Below are 19,729 nucleotides of genomic sequence, written 5' to 3' on the forward strand. Positions count from 1 at the left end.
CGTTGTTCCCGTAATTCTTTTGTAATCACAGTTCGGTATAATCGATTATTTTTGGTTTCAAATCACGGAAAGAAGTGGGGGTAAAACCGGTCTGTTCTCGGAACATACGGGAGAAGTACGATAACTCCATTCCGAGCGAATCGGCGATCTGTGAAACATTTAATTCCGTCATCATGAGTAAATCCTTAGCTTTTTCCGAGCGTAAATGGTTCATATATTGAATCGGTGAATAACCCGTAAATTGTTTGAAAGCATTAATAAAGTAGTTAGGGTGATAATGCGCAATTTGGGATAAGGTATCTACGGATACGTTGTCCGCAATATGCTGTTCCATATAGTTCAGCACACTATTCATTTTCTCGTAAGTAGGGGTAGAGGCCAGATTAAGCTTGACGGTTTCACTTTGTTCAATGAAATCCGCAATGAATTCACAGATAATCGCATTGACTCTAAAAGCGGAAGTTAACTCTTCACTTTGAGTATAAGCTATCAGTTGTTCGAATTTTCTTTGTAAAGCTTCTGGATCTTTAATCGTAATGAAAGCGGATGTTTGTAAAATCTGAAACAGATCCAAATCCCCGATTTTGGCCGTGAAATGACACCAATATTTTCCGAAAGTATGATCACTTATGGTTCCATAAGCTTGATCACTCCCCGCTGGAAGCAGATACAGTTCACCTGGTTTCGGATAATAAGTATGCTCCCCAACTTTGACAAAGCCTTCTCCCTCGATAATAAAATACAAGCGATTAAACGGACAGGAGGCGTTCTCATCATTCCAGGATTTCTGTACCTTGGTATAGGCTGCGTAGGATAAATCAAGCTTCGCTTTAGCTATATATTTCTTCCAGAAGGTGAGCTGGCTAGGATTCATATCTATTCTCATGCGCTCATATTCCTTTCACGAAGAGTCGGCAAATGCCTTCCACAAATTGCTGTTTGCTATAGCCCAGAATTTCTCTGTGGTACAAGTACTGTTCTGGCGTTAGGGAGGCAAGTATGGTGTTAACTGTCAAAGTGACATCGATCTGTCCAATCTCCCCTTGTTGAACAGCACGAGTGACCAGAGGAGCGACAATGTTGTGAAGACGGATATAAATGGGTTTTTTGTGTAAATAAAAGCTTCGTTTTTCGGTGTACATGGTGTTGATAACGGAAAGTAAATCGGCTTTATCGTCCACGAAATCAATGATTCGAATGATCGTGTCCGACAATTGGTTCATAGCTGTTGCCTCGGGACCGGGATCCGCGAGAGTATCTTCAAGAGAAGCGAGAAACTGGGCTATTGTTGAACGAAGCAGATCGCTGCAAACCTCGCCAATATGGGCGTAACGGCGATAAAGAGTACCTTGTCCCACACCCGATTCTTTGGCAATCTGATGCATGGTAACGGATTCAATTTGATTGGTTTCGAATAGGCTTCTGGCAGACGTGAGAATACGCCTGCGATACTCTGAATCACGTTCTTCCCGTCGACCGCAAGGTGGAATAGCATTCATATCTTGGCTATATAATGAATTCTCATTGGTATCTGGATGTTTCATGCGTGTTCCTCCTATAAGAACAATCTTAACAAAAGAAATAATTGACATTCCGGACAATTGTCCGTAATATGATGTTGCGGACAATTGTCCGTTACTATTGTAGCACGATGGAATAGATATTGTGAAGGAGGAACACAACATGAGTCAACAAATAACATCTGGCGAAGCGGGGCCGGAGTTTAAGATTTCGAGTATTCTGGTACCGCTCATCGCCATCATATCAGGTATATTTATGGTTATCCTCGACACGACCGCAATGAATGTGGCATTGTCTAAGCTGGTCGTCGATTTTAAAACGGATTTACCGACCATCCAGTGGACCGTAACAGGTTATATGCTGGCAACAGCGGCAGTCATTCCACTCGCGGGATGGCTATCCGATCGATTTGGGGCGAAGAACGTATTTCTTACCTCTGTTATTCTTTTCACCGTTGCGTCGGTCTTATGTGCTACGCCGAACAGCGCGGAGTGGTTGATTGTTTTCCGTATCCTTCAAGGTTTAGGCGGCGGATTCGTTATGCCTGTTGCTATGGCCTATGTATTCCGGCTTAGTCCTCCGAACAAAATTGGTCAAGTAATGGGGATGCTGGGTGTACCCATTTTGCTGGCGCCTGCCATTGGACCAATCTTATCCGGATGGTTGGTTGAGTATCATTCCTGGCATTGGATTTTCTTAATTAATCTTCCCGTTGGTATTTTCAGCTTTATCTTTGGGCTATGGAAGCTGCCGGCTGTCGCACGTAAGAAGGTAGCTGGTTTTGATTTGCCGGGTATGATTCTTGGGCCCATTGCCTTTGCATCCTTATCGTATGGGATCACACAAGGTGCTGAGAGCTGGACTTCTGATAAAACGCTTTGGGGCATCATCATTGGAGCTGTCGCATTGATCGCCTTTATCATTGTGGAACTGAAATCCAAACTCCCTCTGCTCGAGTTGAGAGTGTTCAAGTCTGTTGATTTTTCCTTCGGTATTTTCGTACAGTGGGTACTGCAATTCTGCTTGTTCGGGGCTATTTTCCTACTTCCGCAATTTCTTCAGCAAGCCCGCGGGTACGGTGCTTTCGACACGGGGATGACGTTATTCCCGCAAGCGTTAGCTTCGGCCGTCATGATGCCGATTGGCGGTTACTTATTTGATAAAATCGGTGTTCGCTGGTTGGTAGTCGTTGGACTCAGCCTTGTTTCCGGGGCGATCTTTCAATATTCGCATGTCAGTCTAACAACAGAGGGGCATGACTTAATTTTACCGCTTATTATGGCTGGTTCGGGAATGGGACTTATGATGATGCCGCTTAATTCGCATCTAATTAAGAAAGCTCCGCATGATTTGGTGAGCCGAGTTACTTCTTTAACTAGTGCGATGCAGCAAGTTATCAATTCTTTCGCTGTCGCTACGTTGGTGACAATTCTCTCCTCGCGCGTGAACTCATCCATTGCTGCGAAAAACATTCCCATAAAAAGTCCTGCTGATATGCAAAAGGCAATGCTTGCCGTAGCGCCCGAAGCGTTCGGCCAAACTTTCCACGTGATGCTAATTGTTGCTATCTGTGGAATATTCTTAGGCTTGTTCCTTCGCCGTAATAAGACGCAGCCTAATGAGGCTGTGAAACAAGAAGTCGCGTTAGAGGGACTGCACTAGATAAGAACAATCTTGATCGGAAGCTTACCGAATAATTCGGTAGGCTTTTTTTTGTACATAGAAGTTGGTATTTATGGAACTCTAATCGTAGCGCAAATCATAATCTTAGGAGGCAATACATTGAGTCAAGCTGAAAGGAATTTGGAAAAGAAGTCAGATCATATTCAACTAACTTCTGGTGATATTGCGCCTCTATGGGGAGGTTATATTTAAAGAAGAAGAGTTCCCTATCCCTCTTGCCTTCACCGAGAAGGATGTCAACCTAAATGCACCAAGACTATTTTCTGATGGCTATATGCTTCTCTATCTAAGACATATGGGCATTGCTGGTACAGTTTCCTATGGAATGGCATTAGCAAGCAGTTCAAGACAGGATATACGTGCATTTTATAATCAAAATCTGAAGACAGCGGCTGAACTGATAGAGAAATCTACGGCTATTCTTCAATCTAAAGGAATTCTCACTAGGAGTCCTTTCATACCCTATCCGGATTCAGTTGAGTTTGTACACAAAGAAAGTTGGTTAAATGGACTGTTGGGCGATCGTAGGCCTTTAAATGCCGTAGAAATCACGAACCTTTATTTGAATAGTATGAAAAACAGCATAGGTCAAGCATTGATGTTAGCTTTTTCTCAAGTTGCTGAAAACAAAGATGTCATTGCATATATCGTGCGCGGCAGAGATATCTCCACGAAGCATGTCGAAGTATTCAGTGCTTTATTGCGCGATGACCAATTGCCGGCACCAACGACTTGGGAAACAGAAATTTCGAATTCTAAGGAGTCCCCATTTTCCGATAAGCTAATGCTCTACCATACGGTCTTTCTTGCAGCGGTAGGAATGGGGAACTATGGAGTTTCTCTTGCAGCAAGCATGAGGAGGGATTTGACAACTGTATATCTTCGGCTTACCGGTGAAATTGGAACATATGCAGACGATGGCGCAGAACTCACGATAAAGAATGATTGGATGGAAAAAATGCCTGGTGCGATCGAACGTAACGCTCTACTATCCTTATAAAAGGTAATTCAAATGGTTGCAAAGAGTGATTCATCAAAAAAAACCATCCAGGTTTGAAGTGGATGGTCTTTGGTATGCCAGAATCGTACAGCTAACTATACGTCTTTCTTTTTCTTCATGCTCGGTTTCTTCTTCGCAGGAACTTTCTCCGGCATGGCTGCGACCCATTGCAAAGACTTTTCGATCCACGCGGTAATTGTATCAGGTGCTTCATGCCATTGCTCGGGTATGGTTACATATTCCTTCATCGGTTTGCCGGGCATGGGGGAAAATAACGAAGTCTCCTTCTTGCTCAATCAGATGAGAACGCTCATCTTCCGGCAGGCGAATAAAGATCCGTTGTCCGTAAAGTCCTACGAACATATTGCCATTGATAAAACCAGCCAGATTACCGAACATCGGACGAATATGAATATGAGGATCGCTGGGCATGACAGCAGCAAAAAATTGTTTGATCTCTTCATCAGGACGAGGCATGGACATAAAGTAAACTCCCTTTCGTTGTGTATATTTATTTTTCCAAAATCGACTTAAGCCGCTTCAGATCACCTTGAATGCTTCTTCTGACTTGGGGAGACATGATGAGATCCGTTAACTTATAGAAGCCTTCAGAGGTTCCTTCAACACGAATTTGTGCCATTGTACCTTGATGCTCATCATCAAATTGATAGGTGACTTTCATCGGAAAAGGACCTTTGATCGATTCCATCACCATCAAATGCTCAGGTACATAATCAACTACTTTAAGTACATAATGAATTTCTTTACCCAGAAATTTAGCAATTCGTCTTACTTGAGTTCCCAAACCAATAGGGCGCTCCGTTAGCAGTTCAGCCTCGGTAATGCCTTTGGTCCAATTGGGATCATTGGTTGGCTCCATCGCATAGTGGGAAACCTCTTTACGGCTTCGAGCAATGACCAGCTTGGCCGATACATCAATTCCCATATCTATAATCTCCTTATTTCTTATCGTAATTCGTTAATAAAAGTCATGGTTGACACTCGTATTTTAGCAATCACTTATGTAAGTGTCAACTTAAATAGTTTTGTAAGTTAAGTTGACACTTAATTAAGTATATGCTAAATTAACGTCATGATCGAAAAAGTGATCCAAGCCATAGTAGAGCCAAGACGCAGAGATATTTTGTATCTCGTACGGGATGGAGAGCTTACATCAAGCTCCATCGCATCCCATTTTGACATTTCGGCTCCAGCAGTATCACAACATCTTAAGGTTCTTGAGGAATCCGGACTACTTACGGTTCGGAGAGAGGGAACCAAGCGGTATTATCGTATGAGGAGGGAAGGTTTTGCTGATCTGAAAGCGTACATTGACCGTTTCTGGGATGATAGTCTACTGCTATTGAAGGAAGCCGCAGAAGAAGAAGAGAGGAGACAGCGTAACCGTGAATCAAATGAATCAGACCAGTGATACGATTAGGAAAGAGATGTTCATCGATTGCCGTCCGGAGATCTTATTCTCCTTTTTTACAGACCCGGAGAAGATGGTTCGTTGGATGGGCAGACATATTCTGCTCGAGCCAAGCATCGGAGGGAGATATCGGATCGATGTGAATGGATCGGATATTGCGATGGGGGAGTACAAAGAGATTATTCCTAACGAGAAAATCGTTATGACATGGGGCTGGGAGAAATCCAAGGTGGTTCCACCTGGTTCAAGCACGCTCGAATTTACATTCACAGCTAAAGACAAAGGTACGGTTCTGCTATTAACTCACTACGATTTGCCGGTCGAAGAAGTCGCCGCTCACACTGCGGGCTGGATGCATTATACAACTAGACTTCAAACGTTGGCTGAGGGTGGAGATCCTGGTATAGATCCATGGTCAGTTAAGGCCATGCATTAATAATTGCATTTCATAAAAAAGCTTATGGGGAGATGGAAGACAATGACAACATTATCTTGCGATTGCGGGTTCAAAGTAGAAGAGGAAAACCGGTACGAAGTAGAGGCGAAGATGTGGCATCATGCCATTCACGATCACGCTGATATGTTGCAAAGCATGACTGTAGAGCAGCTTACAGAATGGTTGATGGGGAAGGACAAGCAATTAGGCGATTCCTCAGCTATTCATCAGGAGGTTGAGTTCGCAGCAAGCCCGAACCGCATTTATGAAGCATTGACTGATGCTGCGCAGTTTAGCAAAGTCTCAGGAGGAGCTCCTACAGAAATAAATCCGGAGGCTGGCGGTTCTTTCTCCTGCTTCGGTGGGATGATTGTAGGGAAAAATATTGAGCTGGAGCCAAACAAGCGAATCGTTCAAGCGTGGCGTGTCGCGAATTGGGAAGAAGGCGTATATTCCCTTGTGAAGTTCGAATTGGAAGGGCAAGGCGAGGGAACCCGCCTAGTTTTTAGCCATACAGGGTTTCCTGAAGGTCAAGAAGCTCACCTGGCTCCAGGCTGGCACACAAACTATTGGGAACCGCTCAAGAAGTATCTAGTGTAATATAAAAAAACGGTATTCGCTCTTTTGGAACGAATGCCGTTTTTTATTTGTCTATTAATTTTGGGTTCGGGGTAAGTAGAAGCATAGCCCTTTTTTAATGGTCCGCCGCGGAAAAAGATGTATTCATTGCTAAAGTGCGGGGAGCGCGTGGAAGTGACATGTTAGTGAGAAAAACACGCTTGAAATCGGAATATCCGTCCATAACCTCTGTATTGATTAATGAGGCGATGAAACTCATCCCTAAAGTGTAGGAATGGTGCTAAAGCGCAGCATGAGGTGAATACTCACTTTACCGATGCTCTAAATAAAATAGCATGTTGCGCCCTGAGAAGGCAGAAAAGGCTGTGTCGGAGGCCCGAATGCAGCGAAAGTGGCGCGAGACGTCCGAATAGGACCTCTCAGCTGCTGAGAGCAGGTAAGTTAGCTAGTTTTGCGTCCTGAGAAGGCAGAAAAGGCTGTCTCAGAGGCCCGAATGCAGCGAAAATGGCGCGAGACGTCTGAAAAGGACTTCTCAACTTCGAGAGCAGGTAAGTTAGCTAGTTTTGCGTCCTGAGAAGGCAGAAAAAGCTGTCTCGGAGGCCCGAATGCAGCGAAAGCGGCGCGAGATGTCAGTAAAGGACTTCTCATCTGTCGAGAGTAAGCGAGTTAGTGGGTTTTGCGTCCTGAGAAGGCAGAAAAGGCTGTGTCGGAGGCTCGAATGCAGCGAAAGTGGCGCGAGACGTCTGAATAGGACCTCTCAGTTGCTGAGAACAGGCGAGTTAGCAAGTTTTGCGTTCTGAGAAGGCAGAAGAGGCTGTCTCGGAAGCCCGAATGCAGCGAAAGTGGCGCGAGACGTCTGAATAGGACCTCTCAGTTGCTGAGAGCAGGTAAGTTAGCTAGTTTTGCGTCCTGAGAAGGCAGAAAAGGCTGTCTCTGAGGCCCGAATGCAGCGAAAGTGGCGCGAGACAGTTGGGGAACCCTTCTGTAATTGGATAATGGTTGTTGTCTATATTAAGTGGAAGTATAATTACTCTTTCGTGTATTATAACGTTATCGGAATCAGTGTGAGAGTGATTGTGGAAAAACAAAATGCGAAGCAGGAAGAACTATCTCCTAGCTCAGCGCAGAAAATTATATGAAATGAAAAGAGGCTGACTCAAAAGGTTAATAACCTAGCGAGCAGCCTCTATTTTGTTTCGATACGGAGCGAAATCTAACAGGAATTCCTCCTGTTCATTTGGCGTTAACTGCTCTAAACGGTCAACTAACTGGAAAACTGCTCTTCTGTCAAGAAAGTGGACACTCCTAATTTTCAGGCAGTGCGTCTATAGTACTGCTGCTCAAAGCGAAGAGGGGACACATAGCCTAGCGTACTGTTGGATCTTTTTCGGTTGTAAAATAACTCTAGGTAACGATACAACTTCTCATAGGCTTCCTGCTTTGTTTTGAATGTCGGGGTGCAGTAAATAAGTTCGCGCTTTAAAATGCTATGAAATGCCTCGATACAGGCATTATCATAGCAGTTCCCTTTACGACTCATGCTAGCTCTCATTCGATAGGTTTTGAGCTGTTTACGGTAGTCACTGGACGCGTACTGAGCGCCACGATCAGAATGATGAATAAGCCCCTCCTTGGGCTTCTTAGCGTGATAAGCTTGTTTTAATGCGTCTAGCACGAGGTCTGTCGTCATGCTGTCGCTGAGCTTCCAACCTACAATCTGCTTTGTGTACAGATCCATTACGCTTGCTAAGTACAGTTTTCCTTCACGACAGGGAATGTAGGTAATGTCAGCTACCCATTTTTCATTGGGTTTTGTCGCTGAAAAGTCTTGCTCGAGTACATTTGGAGCGATGGGTTCATTGTGTTTCGAATCCGTTGTTGTTACTCTGAATTTCTTTGACATACAAGAGCGAAGGCCTTGTTCACGCATGATCTTGCCGACAGTACGCTCAGATACCCGCAATTCTTCCTTTTTAAGTTCATTCCATATCCTTGGACTTCCGTACCGCTGATCAGAGTCCTTAAAGTGAAACTTAATCCGCTCTGTTAGCATCTCTTTGTGTTTTTGCTGTTCGGACGGTGCTGCCGTACGCCATTTGTAATAGCCGCTCCTGGATACTTTAAGCACGCTGCACATCTTCTCCACTGGAAACTCAGAGCGATGATCTTCAATGAATTGAAACCTTAATTCTTTGGTTTGCTGAAGATGTGCACCGCCTTTTTTACGATAGCCAATTCCTCTTCTACATCAGCTAAACGGCGGTCTTTCTGATTCAGTTCACGTTCTTTTTCTTTCAATAGTTGCTCGAGTTCTCGAACCCGTTCACTTTGATTGACGGATTCGTTTTTAAACTCGCGGTATTTTGCTTTCCAAGCATGTAGCGTTTTGGCAGGTATGTCCAGTTCGAGTGCGATCTCCTCTACAGACTTTGTCTGCTCTTGCAAATACTTTGCTGTTTGACGTCTAAATTCTTCATTAAATGACCTCCGCTGCCCACTCATGTGAACACCTCCTAGTTATGATTATTATCTAATTCTCTTAGTGAGGTGTCCACTTCTTATTCTAGGTGCAATTTTCCATGTAAACTAGCTTTTTATGAAAAAATTCGCAAATTAACGGTAGGTTTTCCATGTAGTGCATAGTGCAACAGTGAAATCAGAGGCAGCCTAAAGATGAACGTCTTATGGGATAGCCCCTGTCGATCTGCAATTACCACTCCTTACGGAGTGCAAACAAATCTCTCAATTCATCGTTTGAGAGTTCGGTAATCCAACCCTCGGAGGTGGAGATCACATTCTCGCTCAGACTCATTTTGCTCTCTAGCATCTCGTCAATTCGTTCCTCCAATGTGCCGAGGGAGATGAACTTGTGCACTTGCACATTGCGCGTCTGTCCCATCCGATAGGCGCGATCCGTAGCCTGGTTCTCTACGGCAGGGTTCCACCAACGGTCGAAGTGGAACACATGGTTCGCTGCGGTCAAGTTGAGTCCGACTCCGCCAGCTTTCAGCGACAGAACGAAGATACCTGGCCCCGTTCCGTCTGCGGCTTGGAACGTATCAATCATCTTATCGCGCTCCGACTTAGGCGTGCTTCCGTTCAGATACAAAACAGGTTCATTCCTTTGTGTCCGCAGCACGTCAGCTAATATTCGCCCCATGCCTACATATTGGGTGAAGATCAGGCAGGAGTCGCCTTCGTCCCGGAGTTCACCGACCATGGCAACCAGCCGCTCAAGCTTCCCGGATCGCATCACGAAGGCTTCGCGGTTCTCCTCGGAAAGCAGTGTTTCCTCCGTTAGATGAACTTCCTTCGTTAGCAGCATAGGGTGGTCGCATAGCTGCTTGAGCTGCGTTAAGGCTGCTAGGATCGCTCCTTTGCGTTCCATACCTTCCAGTTTTTGCATGCGTTCCATGAGATCCTTGACGGATTGCTCATAGAGTGCTCCTTGCTCGGCTGTTAAATTGATAAAGACTTTCATTTCCAGCTTATCGGGCAAATCGAGCTGGATCGCTGGATCTTTCTTTTTGCGGCGCAGCATGAACGGTTTGACGAGTTTCTGCAGCTGTGCCGTTCGCTCCTCGTCGTGGTGCTTCTCTATCGGATTCGCAAAACGATGTTGAAACCCTCGTTGGTTTCCGAGGTATCCCGGATTAAGAAAGTCGTAGATCGACCACAGCTCGGACAATCGATTCTCAATAGGTGTTCCTGTCAGCGCAATGCGGTGCCGAGCTTTGAGCGTACGAATCGCTGCGGATTGTTTATTCTGGGCATTCTTGATATTCTGGGCTTCATCCAAGCAAAGGGAACTCCACGTGGTTTCCTGCAGTGTTTCTTGATCCATCAGCGCCGTCGTATAGGAAGTCAGTACGACATCCGTTTCTTTCAGAACGGCAGCAAGTGCCTCACCGCTTAAACGTCCCTTCCCATAATGAAGAAAAACCTTTAGATCCGGAGCGAAGCGTACGAGCTCTTTCTGCCAGTTGCCAAGCACGGAAGTGGGGCAGATGAGCAGGGCAGGGTGCTCCGATTCTGCTCTATGATGCAGTAAATATGTAATGAATTGTACCGTTTTGCCGAGTCCCATGTCATCAGCTAAGCAGGCACCAAGCCCGAACTTCCTGAGGAAGCTTAGCCAAGTGAAGCCTTCGTGTTGATACTTGCGAAGCTCAGCGCGCAGCCCCGCAGGCACTGCAATTTCCTTTAATTCCGAAGGCTGTCCAAGCTGACGAAGCAGCGCCAAGAGATGCGCATTCAGCTCGACTTCCAGCTTCAGCCGTTCTTCATTATCTGCTTCTTCCTCAGCTGTAAGACTTTCCTTTTGGGCTCTTTCCTTTTCTGATTCACTTAACAAGTGAAGCTGGAAGATATCCTGCAGGGACAGACCTTCTTCCGGATTCACGCTTTCCATGATCCTCCGGATTTGCTCCAAAAAAGCAGGGTCCAAGATTACCCATTGTCCACGGAAGCGGATAAGGCGTTCATTGCGGCTAAGCAGATTGGCGAATTCTGCTTCGCTTAGATCTGTATTGCCAATGGCAATTCGCCAATCGAAGTTTACTAGAGAGTTCAGCCCGAACAGTGACTCGCCTTTGCCGCCAGCTTCGGAGGAGACCTTTGCGCGCAGCCGAGGCTTACGCTTCGAGGCAGCCTCCCACCAACCGGGCAGCATGACATTCCAGCCATCCTCTAACAAATGCCGGCTGTCCGTTGTCAGGAACGACCAAGCCGCTTCGTCGCTTAAAGGCTCTGCAAATAGCTCGCCGCCGTTATTTCGTCCAGGCATTGCTTCTATGAGTCTTGTCGCCCAGCCAAGAGAACGCTCCAGGATATACGGGCTCCAATCACTGGCCCACGTGCCAGCAGCACGTCCGTCAGCATGAAGGCGAATAGGCGTCAATAAAGATCCTTCATTTTTATCTTGCAGGACCAACCGAAGCCGCCAAGTGTCATCGTTCTCGTCCGGTTCCAGCAGCTGCAGGGCAGGGCGGAAGGGCGCGGTGTCCGGTCTCCAGCCCAGTGAGGCAAGCCATTCTTCTTCCGTGAACGCATCAGCCGAGATAGACGCTGATTTCTGTGCTCGGAACAGGACTGGATAGTCTCGCCGAAGATCGGATAATGAAGCTTCATTGGGATAATGCTCAGCTGAAACTACGGCAGAGAAGGCAGCTCGCAAGCCAGACATTCCCTCACCTAAGCCATCTAAGCTTTGTAGTACATGCCAATCCAATTCTTTCAGTGACTCCGTCTCGACATCCCAAGTCCAAGCCAGATTCCCATTCCGGAATGCGCTATAACTGGGCACGTAATGTCCTGCTTTAGCTTCTCGGTATAGAACCGGCGCCACTTCCAGCAGTCCCTTAGTGGTTTCGTTTCCCCCTTCCCACCGGAGGACATCCATGAAGTAGGGTTCTGCGAAGAAGGGGAGCACCATCTCCACGGGTAGAACCGTTAGTGTCAAGTCTCCCGCTACCTGTTGGTCCAGAATGGTCCCATAGTAAGATGGCTCATGCCACGCAAACAGCAGCTTGCGAAATTTATCTCCAGGCACATCACGCCCGTCCTGCAGCCCCCAGAGTAAGGCATCGCCACTGTCCGTTAAGGTCACGTTCAATGTCATATCATGCAATTTTGTGCTCATCCGAGTAGCTTTCCTTTCCTAAGTTCCTCTTGCAGCGCCCTAAGCCTGCTGTGCCGTTCCACGAAACCAGAAAAAAAATGTTCCCATCGCTCGGTTTGTTTCATTTTTTTATACACTTTATCGAGCCTCTTGAGGAGCCTTACCGCTAATTTATAATCATGCCGATTTTTCAAACTGACATAATGATCTATCGCTTGATGGTAATAAGGGAGTAGGAGCTTTGGTGTTTCTTTCTCAATCGGCTGCAGGACATTGACGCGATGGTAGAGAGGATCATGTCCTTGAATAATCTGCATCTCCAACCAAGGCTTCCATTTTCTTTGTTCGTACAGCATTTCCTCTATAATCCGGAACGAATAAGGCAATAGCTCTTCTAGAACGTTCCACATGTGTTCTTCCGCTTGAGGGAGATGCAATATGGCTTTTGTCCAAAAATCGGCATAAACATCAAGTTCTTTGGTCCGTTTTCGATTGAAAAAAGCGGCTGATTTTCGCAACCAATTCACTAACTCTTCCCAGTTCTGTGTGTCGTATAGATAGTCAAGGAAAGGAATAAACAGTTTGGCAGGGGCCTCTTTGAAAATACCATTCTCTTCTAAAGCCTCCCAGGCATCTTTGCTCCTGGATTGCTGCAAGTACAAGAAAGCCTTTACGGCTGAAAGGGAAGGTGAAGGACTGTCCATTGTCATCGTCTCAAGAGCTTCTATTTCCTTTGTAACATAGTGACTTGCCTCGGGATCTGGTGCAACCCAATGTTTCCAAAGCACGGTATAGACGCCATAATCTTGATAATTATGACCAGATTCTTCAGCCATTTGCTGTCTGATATAACCTAACGTCTGTTCAAGGCGCACTCCGGCGACCGAGAAGTTGAGGAGGGGGGATTTTTCCTTCAGCCAAGTATGAATCTCATCGTAAACCCGGTAAAGGGTGAAAGACGTGTAGGAACTTACGCCACCTTGTACATTCTGCTCTTTTAGTTTTCTAAGGATAAATAATTCCTGATGCATGTCAAAAAAAATCTGATCCATATCAGAAAAAGGAATAGTGATCTTCGTGATGTTTTGCAATTGCATCCGCAGCATGTCAACATAATTTCCCAAATCATATGTCGCCTTAATGAGAGACGTGTATTGGTTCAGAAACTTCTGCCAGCCGGATACATCCATTTTGGGCAATTGTAAGAGCGTTGACTCCAAGGAGGTAGTGGAAGTAATCCGCTTGAGATGCATTTTAGCATTCATAATTTGGGAAGCGGGGTAACCCAGACGATCTCCAAGCTCCATCCAAACGGCTGCCATATGCTTGCAAGATGCTGGAACTGGACAACTGCATTGACTGGAGCGGGGCTTGTCTAAGTTCAAAGTGACACGGTAGTTTCCGGATTCTTCCTCCTCCACCTTTGCCTGAACGACTCGAGTATCAGAAATGATCAAGGAAGCTACACGCTGTTGTTTAAAGTAAGTAAACCCTCGACTAAGGGTAACGTCATTATAAGTTTCGGCTACGTACTCCAGCAGCTCCAACCATTGGTCATCGTTTATAATGGGAGAACTCATCGAATAGCTCCTTTTTTTCCACTTTCAATAATCAAAATCATCTTTTAGTATAAATAGTGAAGCTGATAATGTAAATTGTGTCAATTTAATAGGAAGGATGATTCTATTTGAATACTCGGATTAAGTATGTTGTAGCTATTATAACTTCCGTCGTTTTAGGCTTAAGTTCAAGAACGTTTCCCGGTCTAATCCCTCACTTTATTGCTAAACATGCTGGCGACGTGCTTTGGGCAAGTATGGTTTATTTTGGGTTTCGATTTATTTTCATAAAGAGAAGTTTAATATGGGCGGTAGGGATCAGTGTGATATTTAGCTTTGCTATTGAATTCAGTCAGTTATATCAAGCAGAATGGATAGTTGAAATAAGAAACACGGTCATTGGATCGCTCATACTTGGAAGAGGATATGTAACGGTTGATTTATTTAGATATGTCATTGGGATTATCATCGCTTTTTGGATAGACAAGTTTTGGCTGCAGCGAAATAAGCGCATTTAGTCATGCGATTAACTTCGAACGGATGATTTTCGCATCCAACTTATCAGTACAATCAAGAGAGGATAGACTACACCTATTAAGAGTGCAAGGGGAATAAACGTTAAGTTATCAAATTTATCTTCATAGGCGGTATTTGGATATACAACAAGAGATAAGACCGTAACAATTAGTCCTAATGGAAAACAAAGCATTTTGTAATCACGAAAATGGAACACATGCGCAATGCCTCTTATTGCTGTATTAAAAAACATAGATAGTTTGAAAAAAATCGAAACAAGCCATAAAAATGCCACGATCACTTCAATTCGTTGTAGAAAGTTCCCTATATTTATTCTTTGTGCCAATGCGTAACTAGGATAAACTTGCGCAGCAGTATTATCTGCCCCTAATACCAGAACACTTGATAAGATGAGTAGAAGCATCATCATGCCACTTATGATTACGCCTATTAAATAAGCTTTCTTAGCCTTTTGCATACTTGTAACTTGATGAATGATTGGACCAATCGTAATAAACAACGATATACATGTATAACTAGTGATTCTTATTGCAGATCGAACGACCGGAAGGGTCGTTATTTCCCCAACAGGTAAAAGATTGTTAAGTTCCATATTAGGTATATTAATAACCATGAATAAGATAAATAAAAGCACGATCCATGGGAAGAAGATCTCTGCCGTTCTTAACAGGACAACCATCCCTAGCTTTGCTCCCATTATGACAATTAGCATGAATAAGATGTGAATAGATTGAATTGGCGTTTCCTGTATGATTTGAGTGGTCATAAACTGACCCACATAAAAAACAACTTGTGAACTAAAAATGAGTGTTAACAGTGCAAGACCGAGCGTTATGAACTTCCCCAACCACTTACCAAAAACGGTATCATTTATTTCGAAAATAGAACATGTTGGGAACTTCTTGGAAATAAAAAAATAAAGCCAAACGAGAACGACACCCAATGCAATGCTTACCATTTGTGGCATCCATGCATCCTGCTTCGTATCTGCCGCAACAGATGCCGGAATAACCAAGATAGCTGTTCCAATGGCATATAGAATGACGATAATCATTAATTGTCGCGGGGAAATTTGATCTTTACCCATATCTACACGTCCCTTATTTACCTCATTTATCCTTTTTACTTCGCATGTAGCTAAGACCGATCAATAAGAGTGGATACACGAATCCAAAACAAAACGTGAGCGGAACCCATGTCAATATATCCCATTGGTGTGTATAAGCCACATTCGGATATACCACTAACGAAAGCACTGTGACGATAAACCCAATTGGAGTCGATAGAGATTTGTAATTCTGGATCTGAAATAATGAGGCTATTCCTTTAAGTGCTACGTGAAAATAAAGTGTCAATTTAAAATAAATGGAAATAAACCATAAGAATGCAACAGTGACCTCGATACGCTGCAAAAAATTCCCCACACTTATTTTCTTTGCCAATGCATAGGTGGCATATACTTGTCTTGACGACTGGTCGGGTCCCATTACCAAGATGCTGAGAAGAACGATAGTAATCAACAAAATTCCGCTCGCTGTACCCCCATAGAGGAATGATTTAGATAACCCTTTAGGGAGTTTAGCATCGCTTGAGATCAAGCAAAATATGAAAATGATAGGAAAATAGGAATAAACGATCATAAATATGGATGCCCGTGTAATAGACATTATACTTGCTTCACCTATGGGCAAAAGGTTCTTAATTTGGGCCTGCGGCGTTACAAAGATCACCAATAAAAAAAATAACAGAAGAATCCACGGGAAAAAGATTTCCGCGGTTCTCCCTAATACAACTACGCCTAGTTTTGCACCTATAATTACAAAAGTAATCATAAGAATATTTATGGCTTGCATAGGTGTCGTTGGCATAATTTGAGTAGTCATGAAGGTGCCGATATAGTATAGTACCTGTGCGCTGATCACAAGTGCGATAAAGACTAAAAAGAGTGTTACAGCTTTGCCTAACCATTTCCCAAATACCATTTCATTCATATCGAATAAAGTACAATCGGGATACATCTTCGCTAACTTCACATACATCCATAAGAAAAGCAAACCAATGGCTACGCCCACTACACCTGAGATCCACGCATCCTGCTTAGTTTCTGCGGCTAACATTGATGGGACTACAAGAATGGTCGTTCCCACCGAAAATAAAATAATCAGGATCATGAGTTGACGAGCCGTTAATATGTTCTCGTTATTCATGACATGCCTCCCTAAGCAGGATAAATGCTTACAATTTTATCAAACCGATTTGCAGTAAAATTTTAGTTAATGGCATCATTAGGAACGTAATCCAGTCGGCCGGATTAGGTATTTCTTTGGCCATTCCTTTCAGAGTCGCCATCACATTACCAAGCAACATGAGTGCGCAGTAGATCCAGACTTCCTTCCTGCTTCCTTGTTTCCATAGACGTGGAACTTCATAGCAGGCAATGAGAATTGAAAACGCAAGTACACATAGGCCGATTAACATAACTACTACTCCTTCAGATCGTTAACAACAGAATCACCCAGTGTACCGGCACCTCTAATTTTGGCGTCGATATTCAGATGGGGTTCCAATTGCTTGAAATATTCTTCCCAATTGTTCTTCACTTTGTTCCAATATTTCGGATCAGCGCGATGAACTGCCTCACCAAAACCAAATATATCTGCACCTAATTTCTGTGTCTTCTTAATCGTGCTCTCCATATTAGACTTAGCAAATTTAACATATTGTTTATCTAAGTAATCGATAGTTTCGACTTTGAATAGATCGATTTTACATTCCACATCAGAAACATTTCCCTCTGCTCGAGTTTCAATAAATATTTCAGGCTTATCGTTTTTTACAACTGCGTAAATCTTGCTTTTGATACGGGCAACATCAATGCCGATTTTCCCTCCATCGGGACATACAAAATGTATAGCAGACCGCTTTGATTGATTGGTAATAACGGAATAAGCGCGAGACTCATATTCGTTAAGCCAACCAACAAGTTTATCTTTCTTGATAATCGCATTACCAGAGTATTTTAATCGTACAGGAGGCCCTGTGTAATCAATGTTTTTATTACTAGTGCCTACCTTATGATCACCAATAATCTGAATTCCTGATATGACCGTACTCTTCCCTGGGGTCACTAGTGCATTTGATAATTGATCTAATTGAATCGTTACTGCAGCTGTCCATTCTTTCTTAGCTGCTTCGAGGGAGTTAAAGATGTAATTGGCCGGAACTTTTTCCAAAGGTGTCATCACACTTAATAATTCCTTAGCGGACCCTTCTCTGGCAATGACCACGTTGAAATCAGATCGAAATTCACTCCCTCTCATTAAATAATCCATCGAATTGACAATCCCTTTCTTGGCTAATTCCTCGGATATCACAAGAATGCGGATATGAGCGAAATAAATCTTTCTCGAAATTGACGAAGTCAATCGTTTCACAGCTTCGTTTAGTGTGACACCTTTGGATGAATACACGATAACAGGAATTTCATGCTCTCCTTTCGCCTTCGTCACACTGCGCGGATTCACAATTTGAACGGTTAACTCAAACTGATCGCCCGCAATATCAATGCCAACTCCCTCGGCTATGGCAATATCATTAAGTTCCTTGCGGCTCCAACAGCCGTTTAACAATAAGACAATGGTAAGTAAGCAAGCTGTTAGTCGAATGAATGATTTCACATCTGCCTCTTTCCTCCTTCTAAGGTTTGAAGGGCTTTCTATTCGCTTTCTTGACTACGTTACTGGCATTAAGAATACGGACCCTTGAAAATAACGATTGAAAAGGAAATCGAAACAAGGCATCCTTTTGTTTGTTCAATTCAAGTGGAGCAAAAGGGCTTAAATATGGCACACCGAATGATTGCAAGCTATTCAGATGCAGAATAAGTCCGAGTAATCCGGCGAGTATGCCAAAAAATCCGAATGAAGCAGCCAGAGCCATCAGAGGAAATCGCAGGATGCGAATGGCATTTGATAAGTCGTAAGAAGGGGAAACAAAGCTGGAAATCGCAGTTATGGAAACAACGATAACCATGGCTGCCGAAACAATTCCGGCTTCAACTGCTGCTTGCCCAATAACGAGCGTTCCAACAAACGATAAGGCCGAACCTATGCTTCGCGGCATGCGTAGGGCTGCTTCCCGTAAAACCTCAAATGTAATCTCCATCAATAAGGCTTCGATGAACGCTGGAAATGGAATACCTTCTCGTTGTGCAGCGAGGCTAATGAGCAGTTGAGTCGGCAGCATTTCTTGATGGAACGTTGTTATTGCCACATAAAAAGACGGGGCTAATAAGGCAATAAGAAATCCAGCATAACGAAGTATCCTTACTAAAGTGCTAATATCTACCCGATGATAATAGTCTTCGGATGATTTGAGGAAAGTTTCAAATAAAGCAGGAGCAATCAGCACGAAGGGGGTCCCATCTACAAGAATGGCAATTTTACCGTGAATCAATTCAAGGGCGATTACGTCTGGACGTTCTGAGTTATACACGGTTGGGAAAGGAGTTATCACTTCATCCTGAATGAGCTCCTCAATGTTACTGCTCTCGAAAATCCCGTCAATGTGAATCTGAGTCAATCGATTTCGGGCCTCGACAATTAGTGAATCTAGAGCAATACCTTTCACATACATAAGAACAACGTCAGTTTGGGTAACCTGGCCAACTTGGAAGGTTTCCATCCATAAATTCGGATCTTTGATCTTTCTTCGAATCAAGGCGGTATTCGTTCGAATGGATTCGGAGAAAGCCTCCCGCGGCCCGCGCACGACGGTTTCTACATTCGTCTCTGTAACGCCTCGGTCTTTCCATCCTTTGGTAGCGGCTGCCAGCCCGGTGGTATATCCGTTCATTAATATGACAGAATCGCCCGACAGGATATGATGGAGCATTCCTTTCATATCCGATACCTTCTGAATTTCACCAATCGTCAGTGTATGCATGGTTAAGACATCAAAGGGATCTTGATCGGGATCAATTTCCGTGGAATCTGCCATCAAAGATCTCATCATGAAATCATTGACGACTTTCGCATCAACTAGTCCATCCGTATACAAGAGGGCTAACCCTTCTGTAATAGCATTATAGGTAAACTCTCGAATAACAATATCCGTGCTGTTTCCGAGAATTTGTCGAACGTAATCAACATTTTCTTTAATTGTTGAGAACAAAGGCGTGGTTGCCATAGGTTCTACAATTGTGTTCTGCGAAGGAGCAATGGGAGTCTTTTTGGAGCGCAACCAGTGAGCGAACATGTGGTATTATCTCCAAGTTCTAGGATGTTGTATATCAACATCATTTCCTGAATTTTCATGAGGTATGCGTACCGAAGTTCTTTTGCCTAAGTTTCCAACAGCAAAT

At 44.0% G+C, this 19,729-nt stretch carries 19 protein-coding genes; 6 read left to right on the forward strand and 13 right to left on the reverse strand.

Annotated elements, in window-relative coordinates; all coding sequences use genetic code 11:
* Positions 1-25: 25 nt before the first annotated feature.
* Positions 26-886 carry an AraC family transcriptional regulator gene (locus ACBP55_RS14530; RefSeq protein ID WP_029198265.1) on the reverse strand — a complete coding sequence of 287 codons (861 nt, stop codon included), beginning with the start codon at positions 884-886 and terminating at the stop codon, positions 26-28.
* Positions 887-890: 4 nt separating this feature from the next.
* Complete coding sequence (locus ACBP55_RS14535) at positions 891-1,544, reverse strand: TetR/AcrR family transcriptional regulator (RefSeq protein WP_464652526.1); 654 nt, start codon at positions 1,542-1,544, stop codon at positions 891-893.
* 139 nt (positions 1,545-1,683) lie between these two features.
* On the opposite strand from ACBP55_RS14535, the gene ACBP55_RS14540 reads away from it, so the two are divergent.
* Together ACBP55_RS14540 and ACBP55_RS14545 are read left to right on the forward strand one after the other, a co-directional pair.
* A complete protein-coding gene (locus ACBP55_RS14540) occupies positions 1,684-3,183 on the forward strand; it encodes an MDR family MFS transporter (RefSeq protein WP_464652527.1) in 1,500 nt (499 codons plus the stop codon).
* 178 nt (positions 3,184-3,361) lie between these two features.
* Positions 3,362-4,204: a DUF3231 family protein gene (locus tag ACBP55_RS14545; RefSeq protein WP_464652528.1), complete on the forward strand. Its 843-nt coding sequence runs from the start codon at positions 3,362-3,364 to the stop codon at positions 4,202-4,204.
* A gap of 210 nt (positions 4,205-4,414) precedes the next feature.
* Here ACBP55_RS14545 and ACBP55_RS14550 read toward each other — a convergent pair whose 3' ends face one another.
* Together ACBP55_RS14550 and ACBP55_RS14555 are read right to left on the reverse strand one after the other, a co-directional pair.
* A complete protein-coding gene (locus ACBP55_RS14550; protein WP_464652529.1) occupies positions 4,415-4,687 on the reverse strand; it encodes a TfoX/Sxy family protein in 273 nt (90 codons plus the stop codon).
* A 28-nt stretch (positions 4,688-4,715) separates the two neighbouring features.
* The gene (locus ACBP55_RS14555; protein ID WP_464652530.1) at positions 4,716-5,150 is read right to left on the reverse strand and encodes an SRPBCC family protein; all 435 of its coding nucleotides are present in this window, start codon (positions 5,148-5,150) and stop codon (positions 4,716-4,718) included.
* A gap of 147 nt (positions 5,151-5,297) precedes the next feature.
* Between ACBP55_RS14555 and ACBP55_RS14560 the strand changes: the two genes are divergently transcribed.
* From ACBP55_RS14560 to ACBP55_RS14570, 3 genes are read left to right on the forward strand one after another with little or no spacing between them, the layout of a single operon-like run.
* The gene (locus tag ACBP55_RS14560) at positions 5,298-5,636 is read left to right on the forward strand and encodes an ArsR/SmtB family transcription factor (RefSeq protein ID WP_464652531.1); all 339 of its coding nucleotides are present in this window, start codon (positions 5,298-5,300) and stop codon (positions 5,634-5,636) included.
* Complete coding sequence (locus ACBP55_RS14565; RefSeq protein WP_464653321.1) at positions 5,620-6,072, forward strand: SRPBCC family protein; 453 nt, start codon at positions 5,620-5,622, stop codon at positions 6,070-6,072. The genes ACBP55_RS14560 and ACBP55_RS14565 overlap by 17 nt, the downstream gene beginning before the upstream one ends.
* Positions 6,073-6,114: 42 nt before the next feature.
* Complete coding sequence (locus ACBP55_RS14570; RefSeq protein ID WP_464652532.1) at positions 6,115-6,672, forward strand: SRPBCC domain-containing protein; 558 nt, start codon at positions 6,115-6,117, stop codon at positions 6,670-6,672.
* Between the two features lie 1,291 nt (positions 6,673-7,963).
* Here the strand turns inward: ACBP55_RS14570 and ACBP55_RS14575 are convergent.
* The 4 genes from ACBP55_RS14575 to ACBP55_RS14590 form a co-directional block, all read right to left on the reverse strand.
* Positions 7,964-8,887: an IS3 family transposase gene (locus ACBP55_RS14575; protein WP_464653293.1), complete on the reverse strand. Its 924-nt coding sequence runs from the start codon at positions 8,885-8,887 to the stop codon at positions 7,964-7,966.
* On the reverse strand, positions 8,836-9,153 hold the full coding sequence (locus ACBP55_RS14580; protein ID WP_464644440.1) for a transposase: 318 nt from the start codon (positions 9,151-9,153) through the stop codon (positions 8,836-8,838). The genes ACBP55_RS14575 and ACBP55_RS14580 overlap by 52 nt, the downstream gene beginning before the upstream one ends.
* Before the next feature lie 208 nt (positions 9,154-9,361).
* Positions 9,362-12,292, reverse strand: coding sequence for a DEAD/DEAH box helicase (locus ACBP55_RS14585; RefSeq protein WP_464652533.1), 2,931 nt, complete (start codon positions 12,290-12,292; stop codon positions 9,362-9,364).
* Entirely contained in the window at positions 12,289-13,851 is a 1,563-nt protein-coding gene (locus ACBP55_RS14590; RefSeq protein WP_464652534.1) for an SWIM zinc finger family protein, read from the reverse strand. The genes ACBP55_RS14585 and ACBP55_RS14590 overlap by 4 nt, the downstream gene beginning before the upstream one ends.
* 107 nt (positions 13,852-13,958) lie before the next feature.
* Between ACBP55_RS14590 and ACBP55_RS14595 the strand changes: the two genes are divergently transcribed.
* A complete protein-coding gene (locus tag ACBP55_RS14595; RefSeq protein ID WP_464652535.1) occupies positions 13,959-14,348 on the forward strand; it encodes a ribosomal maturation YjgA family protein in 390 nt (129 codons plus the stop codon).
* Between the two features lie 8 nt (positions 14,349-14,356).
* Here the strand turns inward: ACBP55_RS14595 and ACBP55_RS14600 are convergent, their stop codons facing one another.
* From ACBP55_RS14600 to ACBP55_RS14620, 5 genes are read right to left on the reverse strand one after another with little or no spacing between them, the layout of a single operon-like run.
* Entirely contained in the window at positions 14,357-15,454 is a 1,098-nt protein-coding gene (locus tag ACBP55_RS14600) for a GerAB/ArcD/ProY family transporter (protein WP_464652536.1), read from the reverse strand.
* Positions 15,455-15,476: 22 nt separating this feature from the next.
* Positions 15,477-16,574 carry a GerAB/ArcD/ProY family transporter gene (locus tag ACBP55_RS14605; RefSeq protein WP_464652537.1) on the reverse strand — a complete coding sequence of 366 codons (1,098 nt, stop codon included), beginning with the start codon at positions 16,572-16,574 and terminating at the stop codon, positions 15,477-15,479.
* 28 nt (positions 16,575-16,602) lie between these two features.
* Positions 16,603-16,845, reverse strand: coding sequence for a hypothetical protein (locus ACBP55_RS14610; RefSeq protein ID WP_464652538.1), 243 nt, complete (start codon positions 16,843-16,845; stop codon positions 16,603-16,605).
* 5 nt (positions 16,846-16,850) lie between these two features.
* On the reverse strand, positions 16,851-18,044 hold the full coding sequence (locus tag ACBP55_RS14615) for a Ger(x)C family spore germination protein (RefSeq protein WP_464652539.1): 1,194 nt from the start codon (positions 18,042-18,044) through the stop codon (positions 16,851-16,853).
* 19 nt (positions 18,045-18,063) lie between these two features.
* On the reverse strand, positions 18,064-19,623 hold the full coding sequence (locus tag ACBP55_RS14620; protein ID WP_464652540.1) for a spore germination protein: 1,560 nt from the start codon (positions 19,621-19,623) through the stop codon (positions 18,064-18,066).
* Between the last annotated feature and the right edge of the window lie 106 nt (positions 19,624-19,729).

Source organism: Paenibacillus sp. WG02, assembly GCF_055396115.1.

What these genes read in the sequence shown, in the direction of transcription:
- ACBP55_RS14530 (WP_029198265.1), bottom strand. Translation starts at nt 886, where the DNA reads ATGAGAATAGATATGAATCCTAGCCAGCTCACCTTCTGGAAGAAATAT.
- ACBP55_RS14535 (WP_464652526.1), bottom strand. Translation starts at nt 1,544, where the DNA reads ATGAAACATCCAGATACCAATGAGAATTCATTATATAGCCAAGATATG.
- ACBP55_RS14540 (WP_464652527.1), top strand. Translation starts at nt 1,684, where the DNA reads ATGAGTCAACAAATAACATCTGGCGAAGCGGGGCCGGAGTTTAAGATT.
- ACBP55_RS14550 (WP_464652529.1), bottom strand. Translation starts at nt 4,687, where the DNA reads ATGTCCATGCCTCGTCCTGATGAAGAGATCAAACAATTTTTTGCTGCT.
- ACBP55_RS14555 (WP_464652530.1), bottom strand. Translation starts at nt 5,150, where the DNA reads ATGGGAATTGATGTATCGGCCAAGCTGGTCATTGCTCGAAGCCGTAAA.
- ACBP55_RS14560 (WP_464652531.1), top strand. Translation starts at nt 5,298, where the DNA reads ATGATCGAAAAAGTGATCCAAGCCATAGTAGAGCCAAGACGCAGAGAT.
- ACBP55_RS14565 (WP_464653321.1), top strand. Translation starts at nt 5,620, where the DNA reads ATGAATCAGACCAGTGATACGATTAGGAAAGAGATGTTCATCGATTGC.
- ACBP55_RS14570 (WP_464652532.1), top strand. Translation starts at nt 6,115, where the DNA reads ATGACAACATTATCTTGCGATTGCGGGTTCAAAGTAGAAGAGGAAAAC.
- ACBP55_RS14580 (WP_464644440.1), bottom strand. Translation starts at nt 9,153, where the DNA reads ATGAGTGGGCAGCGGAGGTCATTTAATGAAGAATTTAGACGTCAAACA.
- ACBP55_RS14585 (WP_464652533.1), bottom strand. Translation starts at nt 12,292, where the DNA reads ATGAGCACAAAATTGCATGATATGACATTGAACGTGACCTTAACGGAC.
- ACBP55_RS14590 (WP_464652534.1), bottom strand. Translation starts at nt 13,851, where the DNA reads ATGAGTTCTCCCATTATAAACGATGACCAATGGTTGGAGCTGCTGGAG.
- ACBP55_RS14600 (WP_464652536.1), bottom strand. Translation starts at nt 15,454, where the DNA reads ATGGGTAAAGATCAAATTTCCCCGCGACAATTAATGATTATCGTCATT.
- ACBP55_RS14605 (WP_464652537.1), bottom strand. Translation starts at nt 16,574, where the DNA reads ATGAATAACGAGAACATATTAACGGCTCGTCAACTCATGATCCTGATT.
- ACBP55_RS14610 (WP_464652538.1), bottom strand. Translation starts at nt 16,845, where the DNA reads ATGTTAATCGGCCTATGTGTACTTGCGTTTTCAATTCTCATTGCCTGC.
- ACBP55_RS14620 (WP_464652540.1), bottom strand. Translation starts at nt 19,623, where the DNA reads ATGTTCGCTCACTGGTTGCGCTCCAAAAAGACTCCCATTGCTCCTTCG.